General features: G+C 46.2%; 24 protein-coding genes and 1 tRNA gene. 14 read left to right on the forward strand and 11 right to left on the reverse strand.

Annotated elements, in window-relative coordinates; translation table 11 throughout:
- Positions 1–408 precede the first annotated feature (408 nt).
- Positions 409–1,635 (forward strand): protein kinase domain-containing protein, encoded by a 1,227-nt coding sequence (locus RIG66_RS00780; RefSeq protein ID WP_446374279.1) that lies wholly within the window; start codon positions 409–411, stop codon positions 1,633–1,635.
- Positions 1,636–1,689: 54 nt separating this feature from the next.
- On the opposite strand, the gene RIG66_RS00785 is transcribed toward RIG66_RS00780, so the two are convergent.
- A complete protein-coding gene (locus RIG66_RS00785; protein WP_446343381.1) occupies positions 1,690–1,908 on the reverse strand; it encodes a DUF4327 family protein in 219 nt (72 codons plus the stop codon).
- A gap of 339 nt (positions 1,909–2,247) precedes the next feature.
- Positions 2,248–3,960 carry a citramalate synthase gene (gene cimA, locus RIG66_RS00790; protein WP_446374281.1) on the reverse strand — a complete coding sequence of 571 codons (1,713 nt, stop codon included), beginning with the start codon at positions 3,958–3,960 and terminating at the stop codon, positions 2,248–2,250.
- Positions 3,961–4,043: 83 nt separating this feature from the next.
- Between cimA and RIG66_RS00795 the strand changes: the two genes are divergently transcribed.
- Complete coding sequence (locus tag RIG66_RS00795; RefSeq protein ID WP_446374283.1) at positions 4,044–4,385, forward strand: 2Fe-2S iron-sulfur cluster-binding protein; 342 nt, start codon at positions 4,044–4,046, stop codon at positions 4,383–4,385.
- A 304-nt stretch (positions 4,386–4,689) separates the two neighbouring features.
- Here the strand turns inward: RIG66_RS00795 and RIG66_RS00800 are convergent, their stop codons facing one another.
- Together RIG66_RS00800 and RIG66_RS00805 are read right to left on the reverse strand one after the other, a co-directional pair.
- Positions 4,690–4,851, reverse strand: coding sequence for a hypothetical protein (locus RIG66_RS00800; protein ID WP_446374285.1), 162 nt, complete (start codon positions 4,849–4,851; stop codon positions 4,690–4,692).
- Positions 4,848–5,129 (reverse strand): DUF433 domain-containing protein, encoded by a 282-nt coding sequence (locus RIG66_RS00805; protein WP_446374287.1) that lies wholly within the window; start codon positions 5,127–5,129, stop codon positions 4,848–4,850. Before RIG66_RS00805 ends, RIG66_RS00800 begins: the two co-directional genes overlap by 4 nt.
- Before the next feature lie 267 nt (positions 5,130–5,396).
- On the opposite strand from RIG66_RS00805, the gene RIG66_RS00810 reads away from it, so the two are divergent.
- The 3 genes from RIG66_RS00810 to RIG66_RS00820 all read left to right on the forward strand — a co-directional run bounded on the left by RIG66_RS00810 (position 5,397) and on the right by RIG66_RS00820 (position 8,193).
- A complete protein-coding gene (locus RIG66_RS00810; RefSeq protein WP_446374289.1) occupies positions 5,397–5,993 on the forward strand; it encodes a hypothetical protein in 597 nt (198 codons plus the stop codon).
- A 289-nt stretch (positions 5,994–6,282) separates the two neighbouring features.
- Positions 6,283–7,374 carry a hypothetical protein gene (locus RIG66_RS00815; RefSeq protein WP_446374291.1) on the forward strand — a complete coding sequence of 364 codons (1,092 nt, stop codon included), beginning with the start codon at positions 6,283–6,285 and terminating at the stop codon, positions 7,372–7,374.
- 12 nt (positions 7,375–7,386) lie between these two features.
- Positions 7,387–8,193, forward strand: coding sequence for an ABC transporter ATP-binding protein (locus tag RIG66_RS00820; protein ID WP_446374293.1), 807 nt, complete (start codon positions 7,387–7,389; stop codon positions 8,191–8,193).
- Positions 8,194–8,510: 317 nt separating this feature from the next.
- Here the strand turns inward: RIG66_RS00820 and RIG66_RS00825 are convergent, their stop codons facing one another.
- Positions 8,511–9,296: a response regulator transcription factor gene (locus tag RIG66_RS00825; RefSeq protein WP_446374295.1), complete on the reverse strand. Its 786-nt coding sequence runs from the start codon at positions 9,294–9,296 to the stop codon at positions 8,511–8,513.
- Positions 9,297–9,372: 76 nt separating this feature from the next.
- Here RIG66_RS00825 and RIG66_RS00830 point away from each other — a divergent pair, with 76 nt between their 5' ends.
- The 3 genes from RIG66_RS00830 to RIG66_RS00840 all read left to right on the forward strand — a co-directional run bounded on the left by RIG66_RS00830 (position 9,373) and on the right by RIG66_RS00840 (position 11,161).
- Positions 9,373–9,531, forward strand: a complete 159-nt coding sequence (locus RIG66_RS00830; protein WP_446374297.1) for a hypothetical protein — start codon at positions 9,373–9,375, stop codon at positions 9,529–9,531.
- A gap of 72 nt (positions 9,532–9,603) precedes the next feature.
- Positions 9,604–10,014 (forward strand): DUF2294 domain-containing protein, encoded by a 411-nt coding sequence (locus tag RIG66_RS00835; RefSeq protein ID WP_446374299.1) that lies wholly within the window; start codon positions 9,604–9,606, stop codon positions 10,012–10,014.
- A 301-nt stretch (positions 10,015–10,315) separates the two neighbouring features.
- Entirely contained in the window at positions 10,316–11,161 is an 846-nt protein-coding gene (locus RIG66_RS00840) for a transglutaminase-like domain-containing protein (protein WP_446374301.1), read from the forward strand.
- A 6-nt stretch (positions 11,162–11,167) separates the two neighbouring features.
- Here the strand turns inward: RIG66_RS00840 and RIG66_RS00845 are convergent, their stop codons facing one another.
- From RIG66_RS00845 to RIG66_RS00855, 3 genes are all read right to left on the reverse strand, one after another.
- Complete coding sequence (locus tag RIG66_RS00845; protein WP_446374303.1) at positions 11,168–11,665, reverse strand: GNAT family N-acetyltransferase; 498 nt, start codon at positions 11,663–11,665, stop codon at positions 11,168–11,170.
- Positions 11,666–11,689: 24 nt separating this feature from the next.
- Positions 11,690–11,980 (reverse strand): type II toxin-antitoxin system TacA family antitoxin, encoded by a 291-nt coding sequence (locus tag RIG66_RS00850; protein WP_006100934.1) that lies wholly within the window; start codon positions 11,978–11,980, stop codon positions 11,690–11,692.
- Between the two features lie 230 nt (positions 11,981–12,210).
- Positions 12,211–13,917 carry a PhnE/PtxC family ABC transporter permease gene (locus RIG66_RS00855; RefSeq protein ID WP_446374305.1) on the reverse strand — a complete coding sequence of 569 codons (1,707 nt, stop codon included), beginning with the start codon at positions 13,915–13,917 and terminating at the stop codon, positions 12,211–12,213.
- Positions 13,918–14,340: 423 nt separating this feature from the next.
- On the opposite strand from RIG66_RS00855, the gene RIG66_RS00860 reads away from it, so the two are divergent.
- The gene (locus RIG66_RS00860) at positions 14,341–14,766 is read left to right on the forward strand and encodes a hypothetical protein (RefSeq protein WP_446374307.1); all 426 of its coding nucleotides are present in this window, start codon (positions 14,341–14,343) and stop codon (positions 14,764–14,766) included.
- Between the two features lie 137 nt (positions 14,767–14,903).
- Here the strand turns inward: RIG66_RS00860 and RIG66_RS00865 are convergent, their stop codons facing one another.
- Both RIG66_RS00865 and nifJ read right to left on the reverse strand, forming a co-directional pair.
- Positions 14,904–15,920 (reverse strand): dihydroorotate dehydrogenase-like protein, encoded by a 1,017-nt coding sequence (locus tag RIG66_RS00865; RefSeq protein WP_446374309.1) that lies wholly within the window; start codon positions 15,918–15,920, stop codon positions 14,904–14,906.
- Between the two features lie 81 nt (positions 15,921–16,001).
- On the reverse strand, positions 16,002–19,616 hold the full coding sequence (nifJ, locus tag RIG66_RS00870) for a pyruvate:ferredoxin (flavodoxin) oxidoreductase (RefSeq protein WP_446374311.1): 3,615 nt from the start codon (positions 19,614–19,616) through the stop codon (positions 16,002–16,004).
- Positions 19,617–20,193: 577 nt separating this feature from the next.
- On the opposite strand from nifJ, the gene RIG66_RS00875 reads away from it, so the two are divergent.
- From RIG66_RS00875 to RIG66_RS00885, 3 genes are all read left to right on the forward strand, one after another.
- The gene (locus RIG66_RS00875) at positions 20,194–20,433 is read left to right on the forward strand and encodes a hypothetical protein (RefSeq protein WP_446374313.1); all 240 of its coding nucleotides are present in this window, start codon (positions 20,194–20,196) and stop codon (positions 20,431–20,433) included.
- 42 nt (positions 20,434–20,475) lie between these two features.
- Positions 20,476–20,619 (forward strand): hypothetical protein, encoded by a 144-nt coding sequence (locus RIG66_RS00880; RefSeq protein ID WP_446374315.1) that lies wholly within the window; start codon positions 20,476–20,478, stop codon positions 20,617–20,619.
- 190 nt (positions 20,620–20,809) lie between these two features.
- Positions 20,810–21,094 (forward strand): YggT family protein, encoded by a 285-nt coding sequence (locus RIG66_RS00885; RefSeq protein ID WP_446335557.1) that lies wholly within the window; start codon positions 20,810–20,812, stop codon positions 21,092–21,094.
- 14 nt (positions 21,095–21,108) lie between these two features.
- Here the strand turns inward: RIG66_RS00885 and accC are convergent, their stop codons facing one another.
- On the reverse strand, positions 21,109–22,464 hold the full coding sequence (gene accC / locus RIG66_RS00890; RefSeq protein WP_446374317.1) for an acetyl-CoA carboxylase biotin carboxylase subunit: 1,356 nt from the start codon (positions 22,462–22,464) through the stop codon (positions 21,109–21,111).
- 161 nt (positions 22,465–22,625) lie between these two features.
- Between accC and RIG66_RS00895 the strand changes: the two genes are divergently transcribed.
- Positions 22,626–22,707 (forward strand) — tRNA-Leu (locus RIG66_RS00895).
- A 494-nt stretch (positions 22,708–23,201) separates the two neighbouring features.
- Complete coding sequence (locus RIG66_RS00900) at positions 23,202–23,552, forward strand: hypothetical protein (protein WP_446374319.1); 351 nt, start codon at positions 23,202–23,204, stop codon at positions 23,550–23,552.
- Positions 23,553–23,623 lie beyond the last annotated feature (71 nt).

The following is a 23,623-nucleotide window of genomic DNA, read 5'->3' on the forward strand; positions in this document are numbered from 1 at the left end:
CAGCCCTAGTCGAAGCTGTAAGTAAACTTCAATGTCCGGCTATGGGGGAATTGTATTAGTTTTATATATAGCTGTCGCCATAAAGGTTAGGACAGATTAAATGGCTGAAACGATTACGTACCAGTAAGAAACCTTTTGGCTTCTGCCCTGGAACCTTCTATCTTCTGCTATGGCAGGTGCATCGGTAGGTTCATCAAGGACTTAGAGGAATTCCTATCCTAAAAAAGGACGGGAGCGACTACCTTTAAAAAGGACTAGATTATTTTCTATGCAACGATTATCAGTAATCCGTCTAGATAGCCAACTACGGATACTAAACCGGACTTCAAGAGCCAGAGGTTGGCTCAAAGAACTCCCGCGAATACATTGAAGCAAGCCCTGTGAGTTAAGGACAAAAAACTGAGGACTATGGTCACGCTGACCCTTCTACATCCGCAGGCATCCACTCCATTACAACAGTGGAAATTCCACAACCAGTCTACAATTCGTATTGGTCGATCGCCCGATAATGACGTGATTCTAAACAATCCGTTAGTATCTCGGCATCACCTCGAATTGAGAGTCACCGTCGTCCAATCTGGACATAAGTGGCAGTTGGTTAATCAGGGCACCAACGGCACGTTTCTGAATGGAGTGCTGGTATCACGAGAGATACTCCCGCATCAGGGCTTGATTCGGCTGGCTCGAGAAGGACCGATGCTCAAATTTGAACTGAACCCGGTTTCTGTGCCAAATTCTGGCTTAGTCTCGCCAACGCCTAAATCTAAACCGTCTTGCACTCACCTGGGCAATCCTCCCGGTAATTTATTTTGTATTCACTGTGGTCAACCTTTAGTCCCTGTACAACGAGTTATCCGCCACTATCAAGTGTTACGAACTCTGGGACAGGGAGGAATGGGGACAACCTATCTCGCCTGGGATAGTACAGGCAAAATCGAGGGACGCCCCACGTTACTCGTCCTCAAAGAAATGAATGCGGATGTGGCACAAATTGCTAAAGCCCAAGAACTGTTTGAGCGAGAGGCGCGTGCCTTACAAGCCCTGCATCATCCCGGAATTCCTCAGTATTATGACTTTTTTGTCGAAGGGGGTAAAAAATATTTGGCAATGGCGCTCATCCACGGACAAGATTTGGAGCAACGGATTTTGATGGCTGGACCCGTTACCCCAAATCAAGCCATTGAGTGGATGATTCAAACCTGTGATGTTCTTGATTACATCCATTCCAGCGATCCGCCCTTAATTCACCGGGATATTAAACCCGCGAATCTGATAGTACGTCATCGAGACAATAGCATTGTTGTCCTTGACTTTGGCGCCGTGAAGGAGATCGGGACAATGCCAGGAACTCGAATTGGTGCTGAAGGATATAGCTCCCCCGAACAAGACCGAGGGACTCCAGTCACTCAATCCGATCTCTATGCCATTGGTCCGACCCTGATTTTTCTGTTAACTGGGATGACTCCCCTGAAATTTTATCGCCGCCGTAGTTTAGGCTATGGATTTGACTTGTCCAAAGCCCCCACGATTACTCCCGCGTTACGGGAAGTAATCGACCGGGTATGCCAACTCAAAGTGTGCGATCGCTACCAAACGGCGAAGGAGCTTGCAAACGCCTTAGACGCTTGTCGCTAGAGCTTCTGCTGGCGCGATCGCTTCGCGATTAACGGTTCAAAAACGTCAGGACATCTATTCTTCATCCCATGCTTCCACGGCGAGTAAGTCACCAATTGGATCTTGCATGGTGAAGCCAAATTCAATGAGTTCCTTTTTCCAGAACGACCAGTCGTCGCCATAAAGCAGGGCGATTTTCCATATACTGTCGCTGGGTTTGATTATCTTGGATTCCACGAGTGAACGCACCTGACGCTGCATCTTCACCATGGGGTGAGTAACTTGCTGAGTCATACTCTCAATTTTCTCGAAATAACTTTTGCAAATGCTTGGATCAAAAAAACGCTTCCTGTTATTTATTTTTGCCGGTTCGTAGAGTTGGCTCTCGGCAAGGAAGCATTACCCTACCCTTATAACCCATCCGAGGAGATTTACGCAACCCCTTTTTGGAAAAATGTACGGAAATCACTACCATTGCCCCTAGAATGGCTGCCGTTAAGGGAAGCAGTGTAGAGACGTGCCATGGCACGTCTGGGAGCTGGGGGAGAAAAAATTATAGCTGTCGCTATAAAGGTTAGGATTTCTTTATGGGTTAAGAGAATCTAAGTCAGTTGGCTTAGATTCTCCTATAGTTCACACCTTCTGTTCAACCGCTGTCTTCACGGCAGACTGTAACAACAGACCATATTCAATTCCCTCAACCACCGCCTGATAAGACGCTTCTAGGATATTGGCGGAAACACCCACTGTCGTCCAGCGCTGCTTGCCATTACTCGATTCCACCAGCACACGAGTTTTTGCTGATGTGCCAGCCGCACCATCCAGAATCCGCACTTTGTAGTCAGTCAGGTAAAAGGTTCCTATCTCTGGATAGAATCGCACCAGCGCTTTCCGTAACGCGGCATCCAGCGCTGACACGGGTCCATTACCTTCAGCCACTTCTAAAATATCCTCACCATTAACCGTAACCTTAATTGTCGCCATCGCATTACTGTAAGGCGTATCGATACCTTGAAGCATGTCACTGTGAACCTGAAACCCTTTCAGTTCAAAGTGCTGCTGCTTCTGCCCCAGGGCGTCTCGCATCAGTAAGTCAAAACTGGCTTCGGCGGCTTCAAATTGATAGCCCTCATTTTCCAACTCTTTCAGGCGTCCCAAGATTTGGCGACAGGCAGCGTCTTGTTTATGGAGTTCATGTCCAAAACTCTTGGCTTTTGCCAGAACGTTACTGAGTCCGGATTGGTCAGAAATCACAATCCTTCGCTGATTCCCCACCTGTTGGGGCGGAATATGTTCGTAGGTGAGTGGATTTCGTTCAACAGCAGAAACGTGAATCCCGCCTTTATGGGCAAATGCCGACCGACCTACAAATGCTGCATGGTCATCGGGGGCAAGATTGACGACTTCACTAATGGAACGACTGACTTGAGTCAGTGTGGCTAATTGTTCCTCTTGCATACAGTGATACCCTAGCTTGAGCTGTAAGTTAGGAATCAAAGAACACAGATTCGCATTACCACAGCGTTCACCATAGCCGTTCATCGTTCCCTGAACCATACAGACGCCTTCCACCACACTCATCAACGCATTCGCCACAGCGGTATCGGAGTCGTTGTGGGTATGAATACCCAATCGAGGTGAATGTAGAGACGCGCCATGGCGCGTCTCATCTGGTTCTGTTGTTGGTGATAACGTTGGTTCAAAACCCCCCCTTCCTTGGTTTTCAGGGTTGAGTTCTAAACTTTCGATGACATCTCGGACAATTTGACCAATTTCATGGGGTAGAGTTCCACCATTGGTATCGCAAAAGACTAACCATTCAGCCCCCGCATCCATAGCAGTTTTTAGGGTTTTCAGGGCGTAATCTGGGTTATTTTTGTACCCATCAAACCAATGTTCGGCATCATAAATCACTCGCCGCCCTTGACTGCGGAGGTATTCTATGGTGTCACGGATCATTGCCAGGTTTTCATCCAGGGTAGTCCCTAACCCTTCAGTGACATGGAGATCCCAAGACTTACCAAAGATAGTCACCCAATGTGTCCCTGCTGCCAAAATAGCTTGTAGCATCGGATCATCAGCCGCCGTTTTATGAGGGCGTCGCGTTGAGCAAAAGGCGACAATTTCTGCTTGGGTTAAGGGTTCTTCTTTGAGTCGCCAGAAAAATTGCACGTCTTTGGGATTCGCACCGGGCCAACCGCCTTCGATGAAGGGAATCCCTAATTGGTCGAGTTGTCGGGCGATGCGGAGTTTGTCTTCGATGGATAAGGAGAGTCCTTCACGCTGGGAACCATCGCGCAGCGTTGTGTCATAAATCCAGATGGGGGTGGGGGTTTGGGAAGTCATAAGTAAAGATAGTTGTGTAAATTGTCAAGAAATGTAAACTAGAAAAAGTAAGGGTGTAGTCTACTACGATAGATAAATCATCAATGCCTAACGTAACAGCTCAAGGAAAAACGTTTTCATGTGACCCAGGCAGTAATTTACGCAAAGTTTTACTGGAGCATGGTGTAGCGCTTTACAACGGCAATGCCAAAATTATCAACTGTATGGGAATTGGTAGTTGTGGCACTTGTGCCGTTGAGGTAGAAGGGGAGGTTTCAGAAGCGAACTGGAAGGATAAGGCAAGACGTTCTCTGCCGCCCCATTCTCCCACGGCTAATCGTCGTTTAGCCTGTCAGACTAAGGTTTTAGGGGATGTGCGAGTGACAAAGTATGACGGCTTTTGGGGACAAGGGGAGGATGTTGTTTGGACATCGGAAGGAAGATGAGGGAGATGAGGAAGCTGGGGAAGAAAAAATTAACTTAGAACTTATCCGAGCCGTATTGAGAGAAATTGGATGTACTACATGGAGTTAAAAAACGCTGTAGGGGCGCAAGGCTTGCGCCCTCACCTCTTTACTTGTGAATTTTGGAAAGAAAGACAAATTTAAACTGATGTCCTCAAATATGTAAACCTTATCAAAATCAGAACAATAAGTTTAGCCTAGCCCTTCTACGTTTTGCCTCTTGCCCTTAATTCAGATCATTTTTTTAAGTCTATATCGTTAAATGTAAAGAATTTGGTTTTCCATTTCATCTGCTGTGGTGGAATCCAGGATTATGAGCAACCTCTGTTGCACCGAGTTGTCCTGCTTGTTGCGCTGTTGTTGCCTGGAAACCACGAGATTGCAAAAGACTGACGACCAATACGTCAACATCTTCGTCCAAATAAACATGAATAAAAATATCAGTCATACGTTCCGAACTCGTGGATCAATTAGTTCGTCTGGAATACGGTTACGCTCAATGTATTCATTGATTTCTGCATGATAATCCAGATAATAGCTGAGTGCATCAAATACCTGTGATAGCGTAAGATGCGGCAACCGCTGAGGAATTTCCTCCGGCGAAACTCCGATACGCCACATTTCCACTATTGCCCTGACTGGTGTTCGGGTGCCTTTGATAATGGGTTCGCTATTCAGTATTTCGTCATTTCTGACAATGTGACAATGATCTGTTAACCTTACCATTAATGATTACTCCGTGAAGGGTAAATCTCAGATCAATTTTAGCTTGACAATGCTTTCTGAGAGTAAATTCATGGGAATCATTGTAGTGCGAGCATCTTGCTCGCTACCCATTCCCAATTTAAATGCATGACCGCTTAATTTACGTAAAGTCTTGCTGGAGCATAGTGTCGCACTTTAAAATGGTACAATAACAAGCTAAAAAGGCTAGTTGATTTAGCTGGTGTGTGAAATTTGGAAAAAAATATTTTTATAGGCACGTTTAAGTCTATGTCATCAAACATTGAAACTCTATCAAAATCAGAACAAGACGTTCAACCTAGTCCTTCTACGTTTCGCCTCTCTCCCTTAATTCGGATTACTCTTTTGAGTTTATACGTGGCGCTAACGGTACCTTTACCCTTTTTAGCCCAAGTGTCTGATGCTCCCGTACCGCCAGCATTGCTGTGGGGAGGAATTGGCTTGGGGTTATTAGCGTTGTATGGGGCGTTGAGTGAACGAGTTATTGTAGATGATCAGAAAATTCAGGTGACTTATCCTAAATGGGTTCCTCGTTTTTTCCGTAAGGGTTGGGAGTTACCTTGGGCGGATGTTAAAGATTTAAAAATGCGGACGACGGGACAAGGGGGATTGGTTTACTATTTTGTAAGCCAGTCATCGGAACAGGCGTATTTACTACCTATGCGTGTGGTGGGTTTTGCTCGGTTAGTTCAGTTAGTGGAAACGTATACGGGTATCGATACCACTGATATCCGTCCCTTGGCACAACCCTGGATGTATCTCATTTTGTTAGGATTGACGCTATTGCTATTACTCGTAGATGGTTGGACAATTTGGACGGTTTTTAGTCAAGGTTTGATGGCTTGAAAATTTTAACCAATCCAACGGTTGGAGGGGCGTGATACTTTTAAGTGCAGTAGATTTTATCGGTTTTATGGGCGCACGTCGGTTATTGATATTAGCTTAATCTAAAACCTTATTCAGCCTTGTTTTTAGCAATTAGCTGATCCCGTAGAAGGGCGGGTTTAGTCAAGTTAACGGGACAGTGACAAAACGTTATCGGTCAAACCCGCCCCTACATCTGGAGCTTTCAGACATGGATGATGTCGGTGCTATCTGAAAATACTAATCTATCAGTTTTTTATTCTGATATAAAATGAATTCAACTCAAGACTATATGCATGATTTTGCTATAAAAAAGCAAGAAATTATGGAGTTAGTTGATGCATTAATTAATAAACAGAAAATCAGTGATAAATCATCAAAATCTCGCCAAAAAATTCTTGATGAGATTTCTAATATTTTAGTTTTTATTCAACGGATTGAAAGACTAAGTATAAAAAAGAAGCAAGTTGACCGAGGACATGAACCCAGAGTTCTAGAACTTACCAGTATCGTTGAGGTTTTAATTCCAGCGGTTAAATCGGTTGTGGATGACAAAGCGGGTATTTCTCTGGTCAAACAGACCCGAATTAGGCTGTTGCGATCGCTACGGAGACACGAACCATTTTTTCTTATCCTCAGACGCTCTTTTTTAAACTATGGAACGCCCACTTCAGATCTGTCACAGGTTAGTCAATCATTGGAGACTATCAGTAATGAACGTGAAGCAATAAAACAGACATTAGCAGGTATAGAGGAACCACCCAGAACCTTAAACTCATTAGGTGCAGATAGCCGTCCAACTCCGATGGCAGAACAAGTCCGTGAGATTGAATCAACCTTGACATCCCTTGAGGAGCAGGTTAAGGATCAACTTCAAGTGATGGATGAACAAAATCAACCGGATAAACAATTAACGATAAGTTTGCCCTTTGGTTTAGAAACAATTTCTTTATCACCAGAAGATTCTCAAATTATTTTCCGAGTGTTTGTGGTTGGCGCATCGGGAGCCTTGGGGAGTGTGGTCAGTATTTTAATTCGCCTGAAGGAGTTTGATGTAGAGTTTCGAGAAATTCTCGATCCAGTCATCCCCTTTTTAATTGGGGCGGTGAAGCCTATTATTGGGGCATCATTTGGCGTTTTTATGTATACCCTAATTAGTTCTGGACTGATTCCCCTAGATACGAATCCAACAGACACGAAAGGGAGAAAAGAAGAATTATTTTATTTTGCGATCGCGTTTACAGTTGGCTTTAGTGAGAGACTAGCGAAAGATGTGATCGCCCGGGCGGAAACGACGGTACAACTGGGAAACGTTAAAGAAATCCGAGAAATAAGAGAAATAGATGAATCAGGAGAACAATAAGATAAGGTAACCATGAACTCGCCCACGGTATCTGATGATTCATTATCCCCGACGCTGGCTCAACTCCAACTCAAACAAGTGAGTTTAGTTACATCAGCTAAAGGCGCGATTCCAGGAACCACGATTCTCAGCGATATTTCCTTTGACGTGGCTAGAGGCGATCGCGTAACCTTAATTGGTCCCTCTGGTGCGGGGAAAAGTTCACTGCTGCGGCTGTTGAACCGATTGAGTAATCCCACCAGTGGTACGATTTATCTGGAGAATCAAGATATTCAGACGATTCCCGTGTTGCAGTTACGACGGCAAATTATGCTGGTTTGCCAAGAACCGAAGCTATTAGGAATGACGGTACGGGAAGCGCTAGCTTACCCATTGGTGTTACAGCAACTAGGAAAATCCGCGATCGCACAACGGATTCAAACCTATCGGAAAAGGCTGCACATCCCAGAAGATTGGCTGGAACGCAAAGAATTACAACTTTCCGTAGGACAACGACAACTGGTTGCGATCGCACGGGCTTTAATTTCTCAACCCAAAATTATCTTACTGGATGAACCAACATCCGCCCTCGATGCGGGGACAGCTTCTCATGTTTTGGGTGTCTTGGCTGACATGGCAAAGCAGGATCAGATTACGGTTTTAATGGTGAATCATCAGTTAGACATGGCTCAACTCTTCTGTAATCGGGTATTGTATCTCCAGACTGGTCAACTCATGCAAGATACATCAGCGACTAATTTGGACTGGAACCTGTTACGAGATTCCTTAGTCAAAGCCGAAGCGCAAGCGGCACAAGAGTGGGGAGTGGAAGAGTTTTAAGCCAACCTTCGAGGGAACCTGGTTTGTAGGGGCGGGTTTAGGGACTTTCTTATCGCGATTGATGATAACGTTTGTACAAAACCCGCCCTTACTCAATTTTGACCGAACTCCCTTATCCGTTATGAAAGACCTACTCAAAGCAGGTCAACCTTAGTCAGACCTAACTTTGATGCTTACTTCCTGCTTCACTCTGGCAGTGACGGCACTCAACCAGTCCACAGGCTACCACCACCTAACTGGCGGAACCATTCCAAATTAATGGAGTCATTAAAATCTCTGTCGATTTCCAAACCCCCTGTACCCCTACACCCAGAACACTATTGTCGCCCAGCGGTACTCGCGGCTACGGGTGCAACATCTGGTCGAGACGTTGGATAATTATGATCTGCTTCTCCTCCAGTTGATTGACTGCGTTCAAGCATTTCTGGATTAAACCGATAACCCACATTCCGCACCGTTTGAATTAAACTTGGTTGTCGGGGATCAGTTTCAATTTTTTTGCGTAGTGAGAGGACATGAGTATCAATCGTCCGGGGATTATCAATAGCATCGGGCCACGCTCGACGGAGTAATTCCGAACGACTTAATGGTAATCCTTCCGCTTGGGTTAAGACGTAGAGCAAACTAAATTCCTGAGGCGTTAAATCAACAAACTCCCCTTTGTAACACACCCGGCGCTGAACTAAATCAATTTTGAGATCACCATATTCCAGCGTCATTGGTACAGCCGTCATCCGGATACGCCGAATCAGCGCCTCAACTCTTGCCAGAAATTCCTGCATCCCAAAGGGTTTGGTTAGATAATCATCGGCACCCGCTTTTAACCCTTGGACGATATCAACCTCATGATTACGGGCAGACAGCATTAAAATTAACGAATGTCGCTGCTGATGAATCCAGCGACAAAACTCTACCCCATCACCATCGGGTAAGTCAGAGTCGAGAATGACGAGAGTGGGTTGGCGATTATAGAATGTCTCTCTGGCTTGATAGAGGGTGGCAGATTGATAAACCCAATAGCCTGCTTGTTGCAAGTGCCAACCTAGCAGCGATCGCAAATGGGGATTCCCCTCGATAATCTGAATACAAACCGATGCTCCCACGGCATTTTGTTTCCTTTTTCGGCATTGTTACTCAGGTTAACAAAGCTAATGTCAAGATTTTGTAACAACTGTTACTGTGATAGCTGAGGGGGCGGGGTGTCGGGTGTCGGGTGTCGGGTGTCGGTTATGGGGTGTCGGGTATGAGGTGTCGGGTGTCGGGAAAATTTGCTTTCAACTTCAGTTAACGCCAATGCTTACCTGCTGCTTCAGGTGTGACATTTTGTGGTACGCTTAATTTCCAAGCATCCATCTGAGCCAATTCATCGCTATCATCCTCTACGTTACGTCCGTTATTATATTATGTCTTATGTCAAAAAAAGCACTTCCGACCCGTGGGCAGTTGGAACGCCGCCTTTCTCAAGCCATACAATCCCTGTACCGTGAGCAACTTGGGCATCAACCGAGCAAAATAACCAGCAGTATTGAGGGTAATAGAGTTACGCTGATTCTGGAAGATGCGGTGACTCAGCCCGAGCAGTTACTCGCCAATCAAGGAGAGGAAGCGCTAACTCAGCAGGTGCGCTCAGATTTGAATGCTGCCATTAAACCTCTATTAAGAGAGCGAATACAGGACGTTTTGGCAGTAGAGGTGGTTGATTTGCTTAGTGATACTACCTTAGAAACTAAAAGGCTGGGAATCATTGCTGTGTTAGCTGATAATCCTCAACTTCGCTGTTCGGGTTCAGCATCAAAACAGCCGACTCATCAAGCTTATTAATCAGGAGTCGGACTTGCCTTAAAGTTAACGGTTGAGATTAGGGAACAGGGAACAGGAAACAGTAAGGGTTTGAGAGTTGTTAACATTTCTTAGTACAGGATACAGAATTTGTGTCCAAGTACTTAGAATGTCATTTGCTATTTGTGATTTGTTCAATAAAGAATTGGTTTTGACAAAACTATAGTCTATGGAGTTCACGATAAAACTATTCCTTGAGTTAGATGACTTTAACTATAAAATAATGGAAGATTTACTGTACTATAGAAAAAACCAAACAAATCCTCGTTTAAATTAATTAATTATGAAATTCAAGCTGGGTTGTCAATTAAACTATAGTGTTGCGGCAAGTAGCACTTTTATTTTTAATATCAGCGTCGTTGAGAAAAAACATCAAAAAATTCTGCAAGAAAGCTTGCGAATTGAACCATCCATGGATTATGAGGAGTATGTTTCTCCTCGGATGGAAAACCGATATCTACGAGTCCATGTACCCCAAGGTGACTTACAGGTGTCCTATCAAGCAACTGTGGATTTATATTATCGGGATGAAGACCCCAGTTCGATTCCAGAAAATCCTCCGGATAAGTTACCGTTAGAAACGTTACATTACCTCTACCCATCGCGTTACTGTGAGTCAGATCGGCTGATGCGTCTGGCGCAGAATGAGTTTGGTAATTTGATTCCTGACTATTCCAGAGTTACGGCAATCTGTAACTGGATTTACGATAATGTCACCTATTTATCGGGTAGCACGAATCAACATACCTCGGCTTATGATACCGCGACAGAACGAGCAGGGGTTTGTCGAGATTTTGCCCATTTGGGAATTGCGTTTTGTCGAGCGTTGAATATTCCGGCTCGATTTGTGACGGGATATGCCTATAATTTAGAACCGCAAGATTTTCATGCCTATTTTGAGGCGTATTTAGGCGATCGCTGGTATTTATTTGACCCTACCCGACTCGCCCCCTGTAATGGCTTAATTCGGATTGGGATTGGGCGCGATGCGGCTGACGTAGCCTTTGCTACTATTTTTGGTAATGTTCAGATGGACTATAAAGAGGTTTTTGTCGAAGCGGTTCCGGATCAGGATGGAAAAACGCCTGAACTCCCCGATTATACCAATCGTGCGATCGCGTTAATATAATACATTTCAAATAAGATTCTTTTTTATGTCAGAAAGTTTTACCATGACCGTTAAAGGATGAATTGGAGAAGGCATAAAGCCGCAACGTTCCACGTAAAAATTTTTCACATTCTCGTTAAGGGCATGAATTAGAATCGCTCTAATCCCTAGTATCTCTGATGCTTGTAGAGTACGCTTTACGGCATCTTTGATCATTCCCATACCAATCCCCTTTCCTTGATGACGAATATCAACAGCCAGTCTACCCATTACTACGACTGGGATTGGATCGGGCATATTTCTTTTGATTTTGCCTGGAGATTCAATATGGGAAACCTGACCATTAGCTAGACAGTAGTATCCTACTACTTTGTTTTCCCAGCAGACTACATAAGTGCGTGATGAACCAAGGGTTTCATTGTTAAGAGCGCGTGTTTTTAACCATTGATTTAAGCTTGTCTCGCCACAATCAAATGACTCTAGATCATGGGTTGGTTGAATATGTTCCGGTGGGGTATACTTCATGAGGTAATTACCACAGAATAATAATTATTCCCAAGGAGATTTTACCTGAAGCAATTGATGTAACTTTTCGTTTTTCTCGGGTGGCATATCAAGAGCTTGATTAAAAGCCTTCCACTGGTCATCATTAAGGCGGAACAATCTCCAATCTAGCAATGCCTCTTCTGCTGCTCGATAGGCTGCGTCTAACATAAAAGCACTCCGAGTCTTGCCACAAACAGATGCCGCTGTGTCTATCAGATCAAGCTGATTGGGTTCAACTCTCATATTGACGACAAGGGAGCGCTTGTCTTTATTGGTTTTATCAAGAAACGCCATAGTTGCTCTTACTTTATAGTTTGATGATGTTAGCTATGTGTGTACATTGTATATACAAAAAGCATGATAGTCAACGACTATAGCACTATGGAGATGCGTTAGGATATCAGTTGCTCCCAATAGGCAACAGGCAACAGTCAAGAATGTCCCAACCTGAATGGTACTGACTGGTATGCTGGTGGGCAATGCCCACCCTAGGGAATATCAAGGATTTCGGCGATCCAACAAGTTCATCGCAACGATCGCCGACTGATTCCACTCACCCAATCCACGAGAATTGTCAGCATAATTAAACAGGCGATAGTGGTAACAATACCGGGCGCGTCAAAACTACTCAATTGTTCACTCAATAACCGCCCTAATCCACCCGCCCCCACTAAACCCACAATTACTGTTTCTCGCATACAGACTTCCCAACGGTACAGACTATACGCCAGAAAACGGGGTAATGTCATCGGTAGCACCCCATATAAAAACACTAACGCAGCGGGGGTTCCCTGAGCTTTTAAGGCTTGTAATGGAGGTTGGGGGAGATTTTCTGTCACTTCTGCCATCAGCCGCCCTAAAATCCCCAAATTGTGCAACCCCAACGCGATCGCACCCGGTAAAATACCTGGAAAGAAGATAAACAGCGCCACTAACGCCCAAATTGGTGCCGGAATTGCCCGACATACCAATAAAATCGCCCGTGTGAGTAAAAAGGTAATCCATACCCAAATCTTCTCGCCTCGCCCTCTTCCGTGACGACTGGGATTGAGTAATCCTCCAGGTAGGAAAAAATTACGAGTCGCCGGAAATGAGAGTAAAATGCCACCCATACCCGCCAGTGCGATCGCGAGAATAGACATGGATAGGGTTTGGGTTGATAATCGGACTAATTCTGGCAATTGTTCCCAACTGATATCCGGTGGAAAGGATACCGTGATCGCATCCGCCAATAATTTCCCAGTGCGGGGTGACCAAAGTTGAGTAAAGTCAGGATGGACATACCAAAAGCAAAAGGGGATGAGTAGCGCCCCCCCGATACCCGCCAGAGTAATCAACGGATCACGCTGATATAATTTCCTTTGAGACGTAGAACCGTGATCAGCATTTAAATCCAGCCGACTGCTACAGCCTAAGCGATCGCGTAACCAAGCGCTACTCAAATCAACCATCCCGTTTAAGATAAATAGGGCATAGAAAAACGTCCACAACTGTTGATAACGCAGCGACTGTAAACTCAGGAAAATCTCATATCCCAATCCCCCAGCCCCGATAATTCCCAATACCGCCGCCGAACGAATCGAACATTCAAAGCGATAAAACGTATAGGAGAGAAGATTTAAAAAGGCTTGGGGAATCAGCGTATAGAGAAACGCTGTTAGGGGTGTAACCCCACTATTCAGCAGCGTGATTAGCGGTTGACGGGGCGTCTCATCCAGAATTTCGGCAAAAACCTTCGCCACTACTGCCCCAAAGGGAAGCGCGATCGCTAAAATGGCGACTAAGGGATCAAGTCCCCAAATATTCACAAAAAACAATCCCCACAGCATCTCGTGAATCGCCCTGGGAACCGCCAACAATCCCCGCAAACTTACCCAAATCTTAGAGGAATGTCTCTCCATTGAACCCGGAGAAACCGCCAACCACCACACCTCAGAGGTGAAAATTCCGCCAACGATTCCCAGCACTACACTGAGAAACGTACCACAGACAGCATAGGCTAACGTGGTAAGCGTCGCCTCTAAGGTTAATTGGAGAAACTCCGGGCTTAACTCCGGCTGTAGACTAGCTTGGAGAAATCGCCCCAATAAGGAAAATCCACCTGGATTCAAGATATCCTGTTCCCAGATACCCGCCTGGTAGAGAGAAAGTGCGATCGCGCCGATAAATACTAATCCCCAAACCGTTTGTGGGTTGAGAATTGGGGGACGAGATAAGGGCTGACGTTTCACAGGATGATGATAGGGAAGCTGGGGAAGCGGAGGGAGATAGGGTTTGAGATAACGTTATCCTCAATCACAAAACGTAATTCCCTAAACCTGCCCCGACAAACCAGGTTTCCTTCAGCGAATCAAAGGGTCAAAATTGTCGTTTTTCTGTCTTTAGTATGAAGAAAATTGTCGGGGTTTATTGCCACTATGGGAAAGTATGCCCAGAGTCTCACCAACCGCTTAGGGTTGAAACCCAAGCAACCAAAAGCTCAAGTCAGCCTTAGCTGACTGAATAAGAGTTTTAGTCGTCTTGAGACGACTTGCGCTTTTAGCCAAGAACTTGAGTTCTTGGCGAGTGTCGGGGCTTATTGACAAAGGTGCAAGTATCGGGTATTGACCATTTCCTAGCTCCCTGTTGCCTTTAAAGACTATTAAAGACTATCTATGCCGCTATTAAAAATGAAATTACACCTCAGCAAACTGCGTCAAATCCTAGCCTTGTTTTTAATTCCAATTTGCCTAGTTTTCGGATTAGCGATCGCAGACAATAATAGCGACGCCTTAGCCACCCCTCTAACGCCTATAGCCCAATTAACCCCAGCCCATCCCCAATCTGAGAAATCTGTCGATTTAGACAAAGGGAGTGAGCAAGCGAAAAAGGCGTCAGAAAAGGCATTTGAGGGCTTAGAGACAACCAAGGAATTGATCGGCAAAACCGAGAAAAGAAAACAGGCGATTGAACATGGACGGAAAAAGGCAAGCCGTAAATTAGACTCGATGGCTGAAAAAGCCGAAAAAGCTAAAAAATCCGAAGAATCCTTGAACCACACCGAAAAACTAACCCTTGATCGGATAACTGACGGTAAATAATCCAGTTTTAAATCAGATCTGGCAATTGAGTCGGGCGCACGTCTATGCGCCCCTACGGTTTCCTGGATTATTTATTCCTATCAAATCCCCGACTTCTTCAAGAAATCGGGGATCTAATTAATGAATTGGCGTTTATCCTACGGTGCAAACCCCACCAATTGAGGCTTGTATGTCTGAATCGCCTTCATGTACTGCGCCCGTTCAAAGCCACTTTCATCAGGACAGTTAATTTGACTCATGCTACCCTGCATCTGCTTGATGGACTCATATTCATGTTCTTCCATCCAATGGCGTACCTCTTGCTCAATCTCTTGCAGATTGCCAATCCCATGACGCAGCAGCACACTAACGATTTCCGTCACTTTTGCCCCTGCCATCATCATTTTGATCACATCCTGCCCTTTATGTACCCCACTGGTAGCAGCAAAATCCACCGACAAACGACCATACAAAATCGCAATCCAGCGCATGGGTAAGCGCATCGCTTGCGGTGTACTCAACAAGATATTGGGTGAAACTTCCAACTCCTCAATATCAATATCCGGCTGGTAAAATCGATTGAAAAAGACTAAACCATCCGCACCCGCCTCAGTTAACCGCTTCGCCATATTTGCCATATTGCTGAAGAAGGGACTGAGTTTAATCGCAACTGGAATATTTACCTCAGATTTCACCGCTTGCAGAATATCAAGATAATTCTGCTCAATTTCTGCCCCCGTCTGATCCATATCCGTGGGGATGCTGTAGATATTCAACTCCAGCGCATTCGCCCCCGCTTGCTCAATTTCCTTGGCGTAGTGCGTCCAGCCGCCCACGGTAGCACCATTAAGACTGGCAATGATCGGCATATTCACCGTTTCTTTTGCCTTACGGATATGCTCTAAATATTGCTCTGACCCCACATGAAAGACTTCCGCTTCCGGGAAATAGGTCAGGGCTTCGGCAAAACTTTCGGTACCATACTCTAAGTGATGGTGTAACTCCAACTTTTCTTGGCGCAGTTGTTCTTCAAATAAGGAATGCAGCACCACCGCCGCCGCGCCTGCATCCTCCATGCGCTTGATATTGTCAACATCTTCGGTCAAGGGTGCCGCCGCACCAACGACGAGTGGCGATCGCAATTCTAACCCTAAATATGTTGTTGTCAGATCCATCCGTTTAAACCTCTCAATTATTTATGGGTAATCCTGTGGAGGGGTGTAGAGACGTAGCATGCTACGTCTCTACATTATTAATTAGGTACTCGTCGGTTCCTTAACCTCCCCACCTGGTTGGGTTGTCTGACCATTCCCATCACCGTTGTGGGTGTCCAACTGACGGGCTGCCAGATATTGGTACATCTGCCACCGAGTCTGCACATCCTGCTGGGCTTCTCCTAGAAGACGTTTAGCATCTTCTGGCTTACTCTTGGTCAGCATCTTGAAGCGGTTTTCTTGATACATGGATTGTTCCACTGGGAATTTCGGACTCCGCATATCCAGTTGCAGGGGATTCTTCGCTTCTTTGACTAAATCTGGATTGAAGCGATACAGCAACCAGCGCCCGGACTCAACCAACGCCTTGTGATGAGACATGGATGTGGTCATATTAATCCCATGAGCAATACAGTGCGAATACGCCAGGATTAGGGATGGACCATTATACGCCTCCGCTTCTAAGAACGCCTTCAGCGTATGTTCATCCCGCGCCCCCATTGCCACACTGGCAACGTAGACATTCCCGTAGGTCATGGCAATTAAACCAAGGTCTTTCTTGGGTGCCGGTTTACCTGCTGCGGCGAACTTCGCCACTGCGCCCCGTGGGGTAGCTTTGGACGCTTGACCACCCGTGTTGGAATACACCTCAGTATCCAACACCAAGATATTCACATTACGACCACTGGCAATCACATGGTCTAAACCACCGTAACCAATATCATACGCCCAGCCGTCACCACCGATAATCCAGACACTCTTCTTAACCAGGTAATCGGCTAAACTCAACAACTGCTTGGCTTCAGGAGAGTTCATCCCTTGCAGCTTCTGCTTGAGTTGCGCGACTCGTTCCCGTTGTTCCCAGATATCGGCTTCGGATTTTTGGTCGGCGTTGAGAATGCCACCGACTAAGTTATCGCCAATCTCACCCGCTAAACGTTGGACTAACTCAGCGGCAAATTGGGTATGTTTATCAACGGAAACGCGGAAGCCAATGCCAAATTCAGCGTTATCTTCAAATAAGCTATTCGACCAAGCCGGTCCACGCCCTTCCGCATTCTGTGACCAAGGCGTGGTGGGTAGGTTTCCGCCGTAAATCGAGGAACAGCCTGTGGCATTTGCCACCAACATGCGATCGCCAAATAGTTGGGTCGCCAGTTTCAGATAGGGCGTTTCCCCACACCCCGCACAAGCGCCGGAGAACTCAAACAGGGGTTCTTGCCATTGCTGCTGACGAATCCGATCTAAGTTTAAGGAACGGCGATCGGGATTAGGAATATCTAAGAAGAAGTCCCAATTTGCTTGTTCTTGGTCCCGCAACGGTAACTGGGATTCCATGTTAATCGCCTTCAGCTTGGGCTGAGACTTATTCTTCGCCGGACAAACATCGACACATATCCCACAACCGGTGCAGTCTTCTACCGCCACCTGAATCGTAAATTTCTGTCCCCCATACTCTTTATCCCGTGTATCCGTAGACTTAAAAGAATCTGGGGCATTTTCTAACACCTGCGGGTCATAAGACTTGCCTCGGATCACCGCATGGGGGCAAACCATGACACACTTACCACACTGGACGCAGACATCGGGGTCCCAAACGGGAACTTCTAATGCCACATTGCGTTTTTCCCATTTGGTTGTGCCAGTGGGGAATGTCCCATCTACAGGTAAAGCACTCACAGGCAAGTCATCGCCACCCCGCGCCATCATCTTACCTAACACATCCCGGACAAAGGCTGGGGCGGTGTCGGGAACCGGGGGACGCATATCCACGGTGCTGTCCAGGGTGTCTGGCACTTGCACTTCATACAGATGTGCCAAAGCATTGTCCACCGCCTCAATATTCATGCGGACAACTTCTGCACCCTTCTTACCGTAAGTCTTTTCGATGTACTGCTTAATTTTCGCGATCGCTTCTTCTTTGGGTAAGATATTCGCCAGTTCAAAGAAGCAGACTTGCATCACGGTGTTAATCCGTCGTCCCATCCCACTGCTAACTGCCACTTGGTTAGCGTCAATGACATAGAACTTCAAGTTCTTGTTGACAATTTCCTCTTGCACTGGACGAGGCAGTAGACCCCAGACTTCATCGGGTCCAAAGGGACAATTCAGCAGGAAGGTGGCACCAGGGGCAGCACTACTGAGGACGTTCAATTTTTCCAGGAACAGCCACTGGTGACAAGCCACAAAGTTGGCTTGGCTAATCTGGTAGGTTGAACGAATCGGTTCTGGCCCAAAGCGCAGGTGAGAAACGGTAACAGCACCGGATTTCTTGGAGTCGTAAACGAAGTAGCCTTGGGCGTAGTTATCGGTTTCTTCGCCAATAATCTTGATCGAGTTCTTATTCGCGCCAACAGTACCATCTGACCCTAAGCCATAGAACACACAACGCACCACGCTTTCGGGTTCCGTGGAGAAGTTGGGATCGAAGGAGAGGCTGGTATTGGTCAAGTCATCGTTGATGCCAATGGTAAAGTGGTTCTTCGGTTGATCAGCCGCGAGGTTATCGAAAATCCCCTTAACCATCGCGGGGCTAAATTTCTTGGAGGATAAGCCATAGCGTCCACCGATAACCTTGGGTTTAGGACTATCCGCTTCCCAGGCTTCCTGAACCGCTGTTACTACATCCAAATACAGGGGTTCACCACCAGCACCGGGTTCTTTGGTGCGGTCTAGGGCAGCGATACTCTTGGTGGTAGCAGGCAACGCCTTAACCAACTGCTTCATGTCAAAGGGGCGATACAGCCGCACTTTGATCATCCCCACTTTTTCACCCTGTTTGTTCAGGTAATCCACGGTTTCATGGGCGGTTTCTGTACCAGAACCCATGAGGATAATCACTCGTTCGGCATCAGGGGCACCGTAATATTGGAACAGTTCATACTTGCGCCCAGTGAGTTCGGCAAATTTGTCCATGGTGTTCTGGACAATTCCCGGGCAGGCGTTGTAGTAAGGATTAACGGTTTCCCGTGCTTGGAAATAGACATCTGGGTTTTGGGCAGTGCCTCGCAAGACGGGGCGATCCGGGGTTAGACCCCGCGCCCGATGTTCCATCACCCGTTCATCGTTGATCATTTCCCGCAGATCTTCTTCTGCCAGGAGTTCAATTTTCTGAACTTCGTGGGAGGTGCGGAAGCCATCAAAGAAATGGATAAAGGGAATGCGGGATTCTAGGCTAGCGGCGTGGGCAATCAACGCCAGGTCATGTGCCTCTTGGACTGATCCCGACGCCAACAGACCAAATCCGGTAGCACGACACGCCATCACATCTTGGTGATCCCCAAAAATGGACAGGGCTTGGGCGGCTAGCGATCGCGCGGCGACATGGATCACGGCTGAGGTCATTTCCCCGGCGATTTTGTAGAGGTTGGGCAGCATTAACAGCAAGCCCTGAGAGGCGGTGAATGTACTGGTCAATGACCCTGCCTGCAACGCACCATGAACCGTACCTGCTGCCCCGGCTTCACTCTGCATTTCAATGATTGAGGGAACAGTACCCCAAAGGTTCTTGCGACCTTCTGAAGACCAGGCATCTGCCCATTCTCCCATGGGTGAAGCGGGGGTGATCGGATAAATGGCGATCACCTCATTGAGTGGGTAGGCAACGCGAGCTACCGCTTCGTTTCCGTCTAGAGTTGCAATCGTTCGTTTCGTCATAGTTACAAACCTTTTTGGGTTGCTGGGTAATCTTTTTTGTTTGGGGCGCTAAACTTCAACTTAATTCTTTATCTATTGCAAATCCCCTATCAATTTCGTCTCTTCCACTACAAAACGTCAATTTTCTTGGCAATCGAATTAGCATAAATTTTCCAATTGAGTCCTTCTTTGAACAACGTCAATGTTGTTTTTTCTAGGCGGACATAAATCGACTTTCAACCCCAGGCTATATGGCTGACGGTCGTTTCCGGGATTCCTTAACGGTCTTTTAACCTTCCCGCCTTCTTCCGGATACTCTTCTATTATCTAACAAAAATTTAGTAATTTAGGTAATCTAACTTTTTTTTAATTTATTTAAGACTTTGGCAACTCCCTACCTTAAAATAATCTAAATAATAAGCTGTATTAGTTTTTACAAGCTGGGAGATTTTAACTTAATTAAGTATTAGTACAAAATAATTAAGAAATATTTCATTTCGTAAATATTTCTCAGCGTCTCAGCCATTGAGGGAGATGGGCAAAAAAAGAGAGTTCCCTAGATCAACCCGTTCATCTGATTGGTCACAGTACGGCAGAATTGCTAGACTGGCGCTATACTCGCCACTATCGGCAACGAGTGCGATCGCTAACCCTGTTGGGTGTCGGTGTGTCCGCCGTCGCCAATTCAGTCATCGCTGGGATTGGGCTAAGTTTAAACTATACTTTACAATCCAATCCGGATAAATCTTCAACAAAATGGTTTCATGTTCTAAAGGGAGGTCAGAATGAGTATACTCGCAAAGCAGTAGATAAAATTGATATTGTGGTTTCAACCTAAGCTGAAAATTGGCAGTGCAGATATAGCAATCCTAAATAGGTTGTGAAAAATCAAAAAATAGAAAAAAGCTTTGAAACTCTTTCCCATTGCCCATTGCCCATTCCCGAAAATTATCAGCTTTTTGGACAGGACTCAAATAGGATTGCTATAGATAAAGGTTGTATAGCAGAACTAAGGGCTGATTAAAAGATTAAAAATTAGCCCATTTGATATAGATGTAGCTGATTTAGAAGATGCAGACGTTAGTTACCCTGGAGTCCGTTACATCTTAGGATCAACGGATATCCTACCCTATCCCTGATAGTAGTTCATCCTAGTCTTGCGTTACACTGGCTAACTGATTTCCATACTTTTTTGTGAAATTAGGACTTATCTCATGAATACTCTGACACTGGCAACATGGATTCTCAGTCCTTTACTGGGACTGGCTATCTTACTATTCATCTTCCGGATTATCCTTACCTGGTATCCTCAGATCGATCTCAACCGCTTCCCCTTTAATCTGGTTGCTTTGCCTACCGAACCTTTTTTAGTCCCAACCCGCAAACTGGTGCCGCCCATTGGGGGTGTGGATATTACGCCGATTATTTGGGTTGGGATTGTTAGCTTACTGCGGGAGATTCTTGTAGGTCAGCAAGGATTACTGACCATGATGCACTGACTGCCCCTAACCCTTTAAGATTGGGCAGTTGCCATCATTTGCTCAACAAAATTTGTATATACATCACCACTGAGAAACGCTGGGGTTTCTAAGATTTTTTGGTGGAAACTCAGCGTGGTGGCAACCCCAGTAATCGCACATTCGCGCAGGGCGCGTTTCATGCGGCGAATCGCGGCATCGCGGTTGGGTGCCCATACGATTAACTTGCCGATTAATGAGTCGTAATAGGGGGGGATTTCATAATCGGTATACACATGGGAATCCATCCGCACGCCGGGTCCTCCGGGGGGCAGATACCCACTAATCCGCCCCGGTTGAGGACGAAAATTGCGATCGGGATCTTCGGCATTAATCCGACATTCAATTGCATGTCCCTTAAGCTTTACTTGGTCTTGAGTCAGTTTCAAGGGTTCGCCTTGGGCAATCCGAATTTGTTCGGCAATTAAGTCCAATCCTGAGATCATCTCGGTGACAGGATGCTCAACTTGAATGCGGGTATTCATTTCCATAAAGTAAAAATTACCCATGGCATCCAGAAGAAACTCAACCGTACCCGCCCCGACGTAATTAATCGACTTAGCCGCCATAACCGCAGCCGTTCCCATTTTTTCTCGCAGTTCTGGGGTCAAGGCGGGACTAGGGGCTTCTTCTAAGAGTTTCTGATGGCGTCGCTGAATCGAACAATCCCGTTCTCCCAGATGAATTACGTTACCGTAACTATCAGCAAGAATTTGAAACTCAATATGGCGGGGACGGACGATAAATTTTTCCAGATAAAGTCCTGGATTGCCAAAGGCTGCGTCGGCTTCTCCTTGGGCGGCTTGAAACAGGCGACTCATGGCACTCTCATCGGGAACTAAGCGCATCCCTCGTCCGCCACCGCCTGCTGTGGCTTTAATCATCACCGGATAACCGATGTCTTTGGCAAGGGTGATGGCTTCTCGTTCACTACTCAACAATCCCTCACTTCCGGGTACGGTGGGTACGCCTGCCCGTTGCATGGTTTCCTTGGCGGTGGATTTATCCCCCATCGCCCGCATCGCTTCAGGTGACGGACCGATAAAAGAGATTTGATGATCGGCGCAAATTTCGGCAAATCGGGCATTTTCTGCCAAAAAACCATAGCCGGGATGAATGGCGGTGGCGTTGCGCGTCAGGGCGGCGGCGATAATATTAGGAATATTCAAGTAGCTTTTGCTACTGGGCGCTTCACCGATGCATATAGCTTCATCCGCCAGTTGAACATGGAGGGCTTGTTGATCGATGGTCGAGTGAACGGCAACGGTGGCAATTCCCATTTCTTCACAGGTTCGGAGAATCCGCAGGGCAATTTCCCCACGATTGGCAATTAAAATTTTGGCAAAGTCCATAAAACAGCGCTGCTATATCCGTATTCAGTAGGATAAGGGGGATTGTCCCCTTTGGTGGCATCCTTTGGGAATCGTGGCTGACGTTTTCCCCTCGGATGCATCAACAAAATTGTTGAGAAGTCGTAATTTTCCCATCAGAGCTGATATAATAGGTTAGCCATGCGGATGTGGTGGAATTGGTAGACACGCACGCTTGAGGGGCGTGTGGCGTAAGCCTTGCGAGTTCGAGTCTCGCCATCCGCACTCCCTGGTGTATGAGGGCATCGGGAAGTGACTCGTATTGTTTGTCCGTCCCAACTTTGTCCGTCCCAGTAGGGTAGCCGGGGAAAAGATGTGCGATCGCCTGCGTTTGGGTGCAGAGAACATTTAGGATTGAACGTCACCCCAGATTAGGGGATGCTTGTATAAATAAGACGTTTGACAAATCTTTAAGGTTTCTTTACATTGCTAAAGGGTAATGGCGTGGGTGGGAAAAATCCCAAACCCTTTAGGTTTTAGCGCCTGTGAGAAAGGTTGCTGGTAAGCTTTCTAGTCAATTTCGGAAGTCGGGCGCGATCGCACGTTTCTCCGGAAATGGCTATGTTGCGGTTGAAGGTGAATACAAGTAAATCGCAAGTAAGCGATGTAGCTATTTAACAATCCGTAATACAATAGTTGATAATACTCAACAAAATTGTGCGGTTGACAACAATAGGGAGGTGAAGTTTATGTCTACAGTTTCCAAGGAGCCAAACTTCATGCGAATCGATCTAACCGATAATGTTTGGGTTAATACCCTGATTCCCAGTGCTAACCATGCCGCGTTGCGTTGTGGATTTGCGGGATATCCAGTGAATCCTCGTTGGAATGCTGCCAAGTTTAAAGCTTGGAAAACTGGGCGTCAGTGGCGAGAGGCATTAGCACAAGGCGAAATGGCAGTGCGTTCTCACGATTCCATGTTAGTTCCGGTGTCTGAGTTAAACGAGGATAGTTTAGAGGAGAAAGAAGCGAAGGCTTCCGACTCGCAACCCGTTGCATCTACCAATCATTCACGGTTTAAGTTTCCGTTGAGACCTAAACAAATATTAGCCGCATTCCACGCTGTCTGAGAAAGACAAATTTTATATGCAGGATTTTCAGGGGAGAGACGCGATTAATCGCGTCTCTCATGGTATTGAGT

It is taken from the genome of Coleofasciculus sp. E2-BRE-01, from assembly GCF_040221695.1.
Lineage (GTDB): Bacteria > Cyanobacteriota > Cyanobacteriia > Cyanobacteriales > Coleofasciculaceae > Coleofasciculus.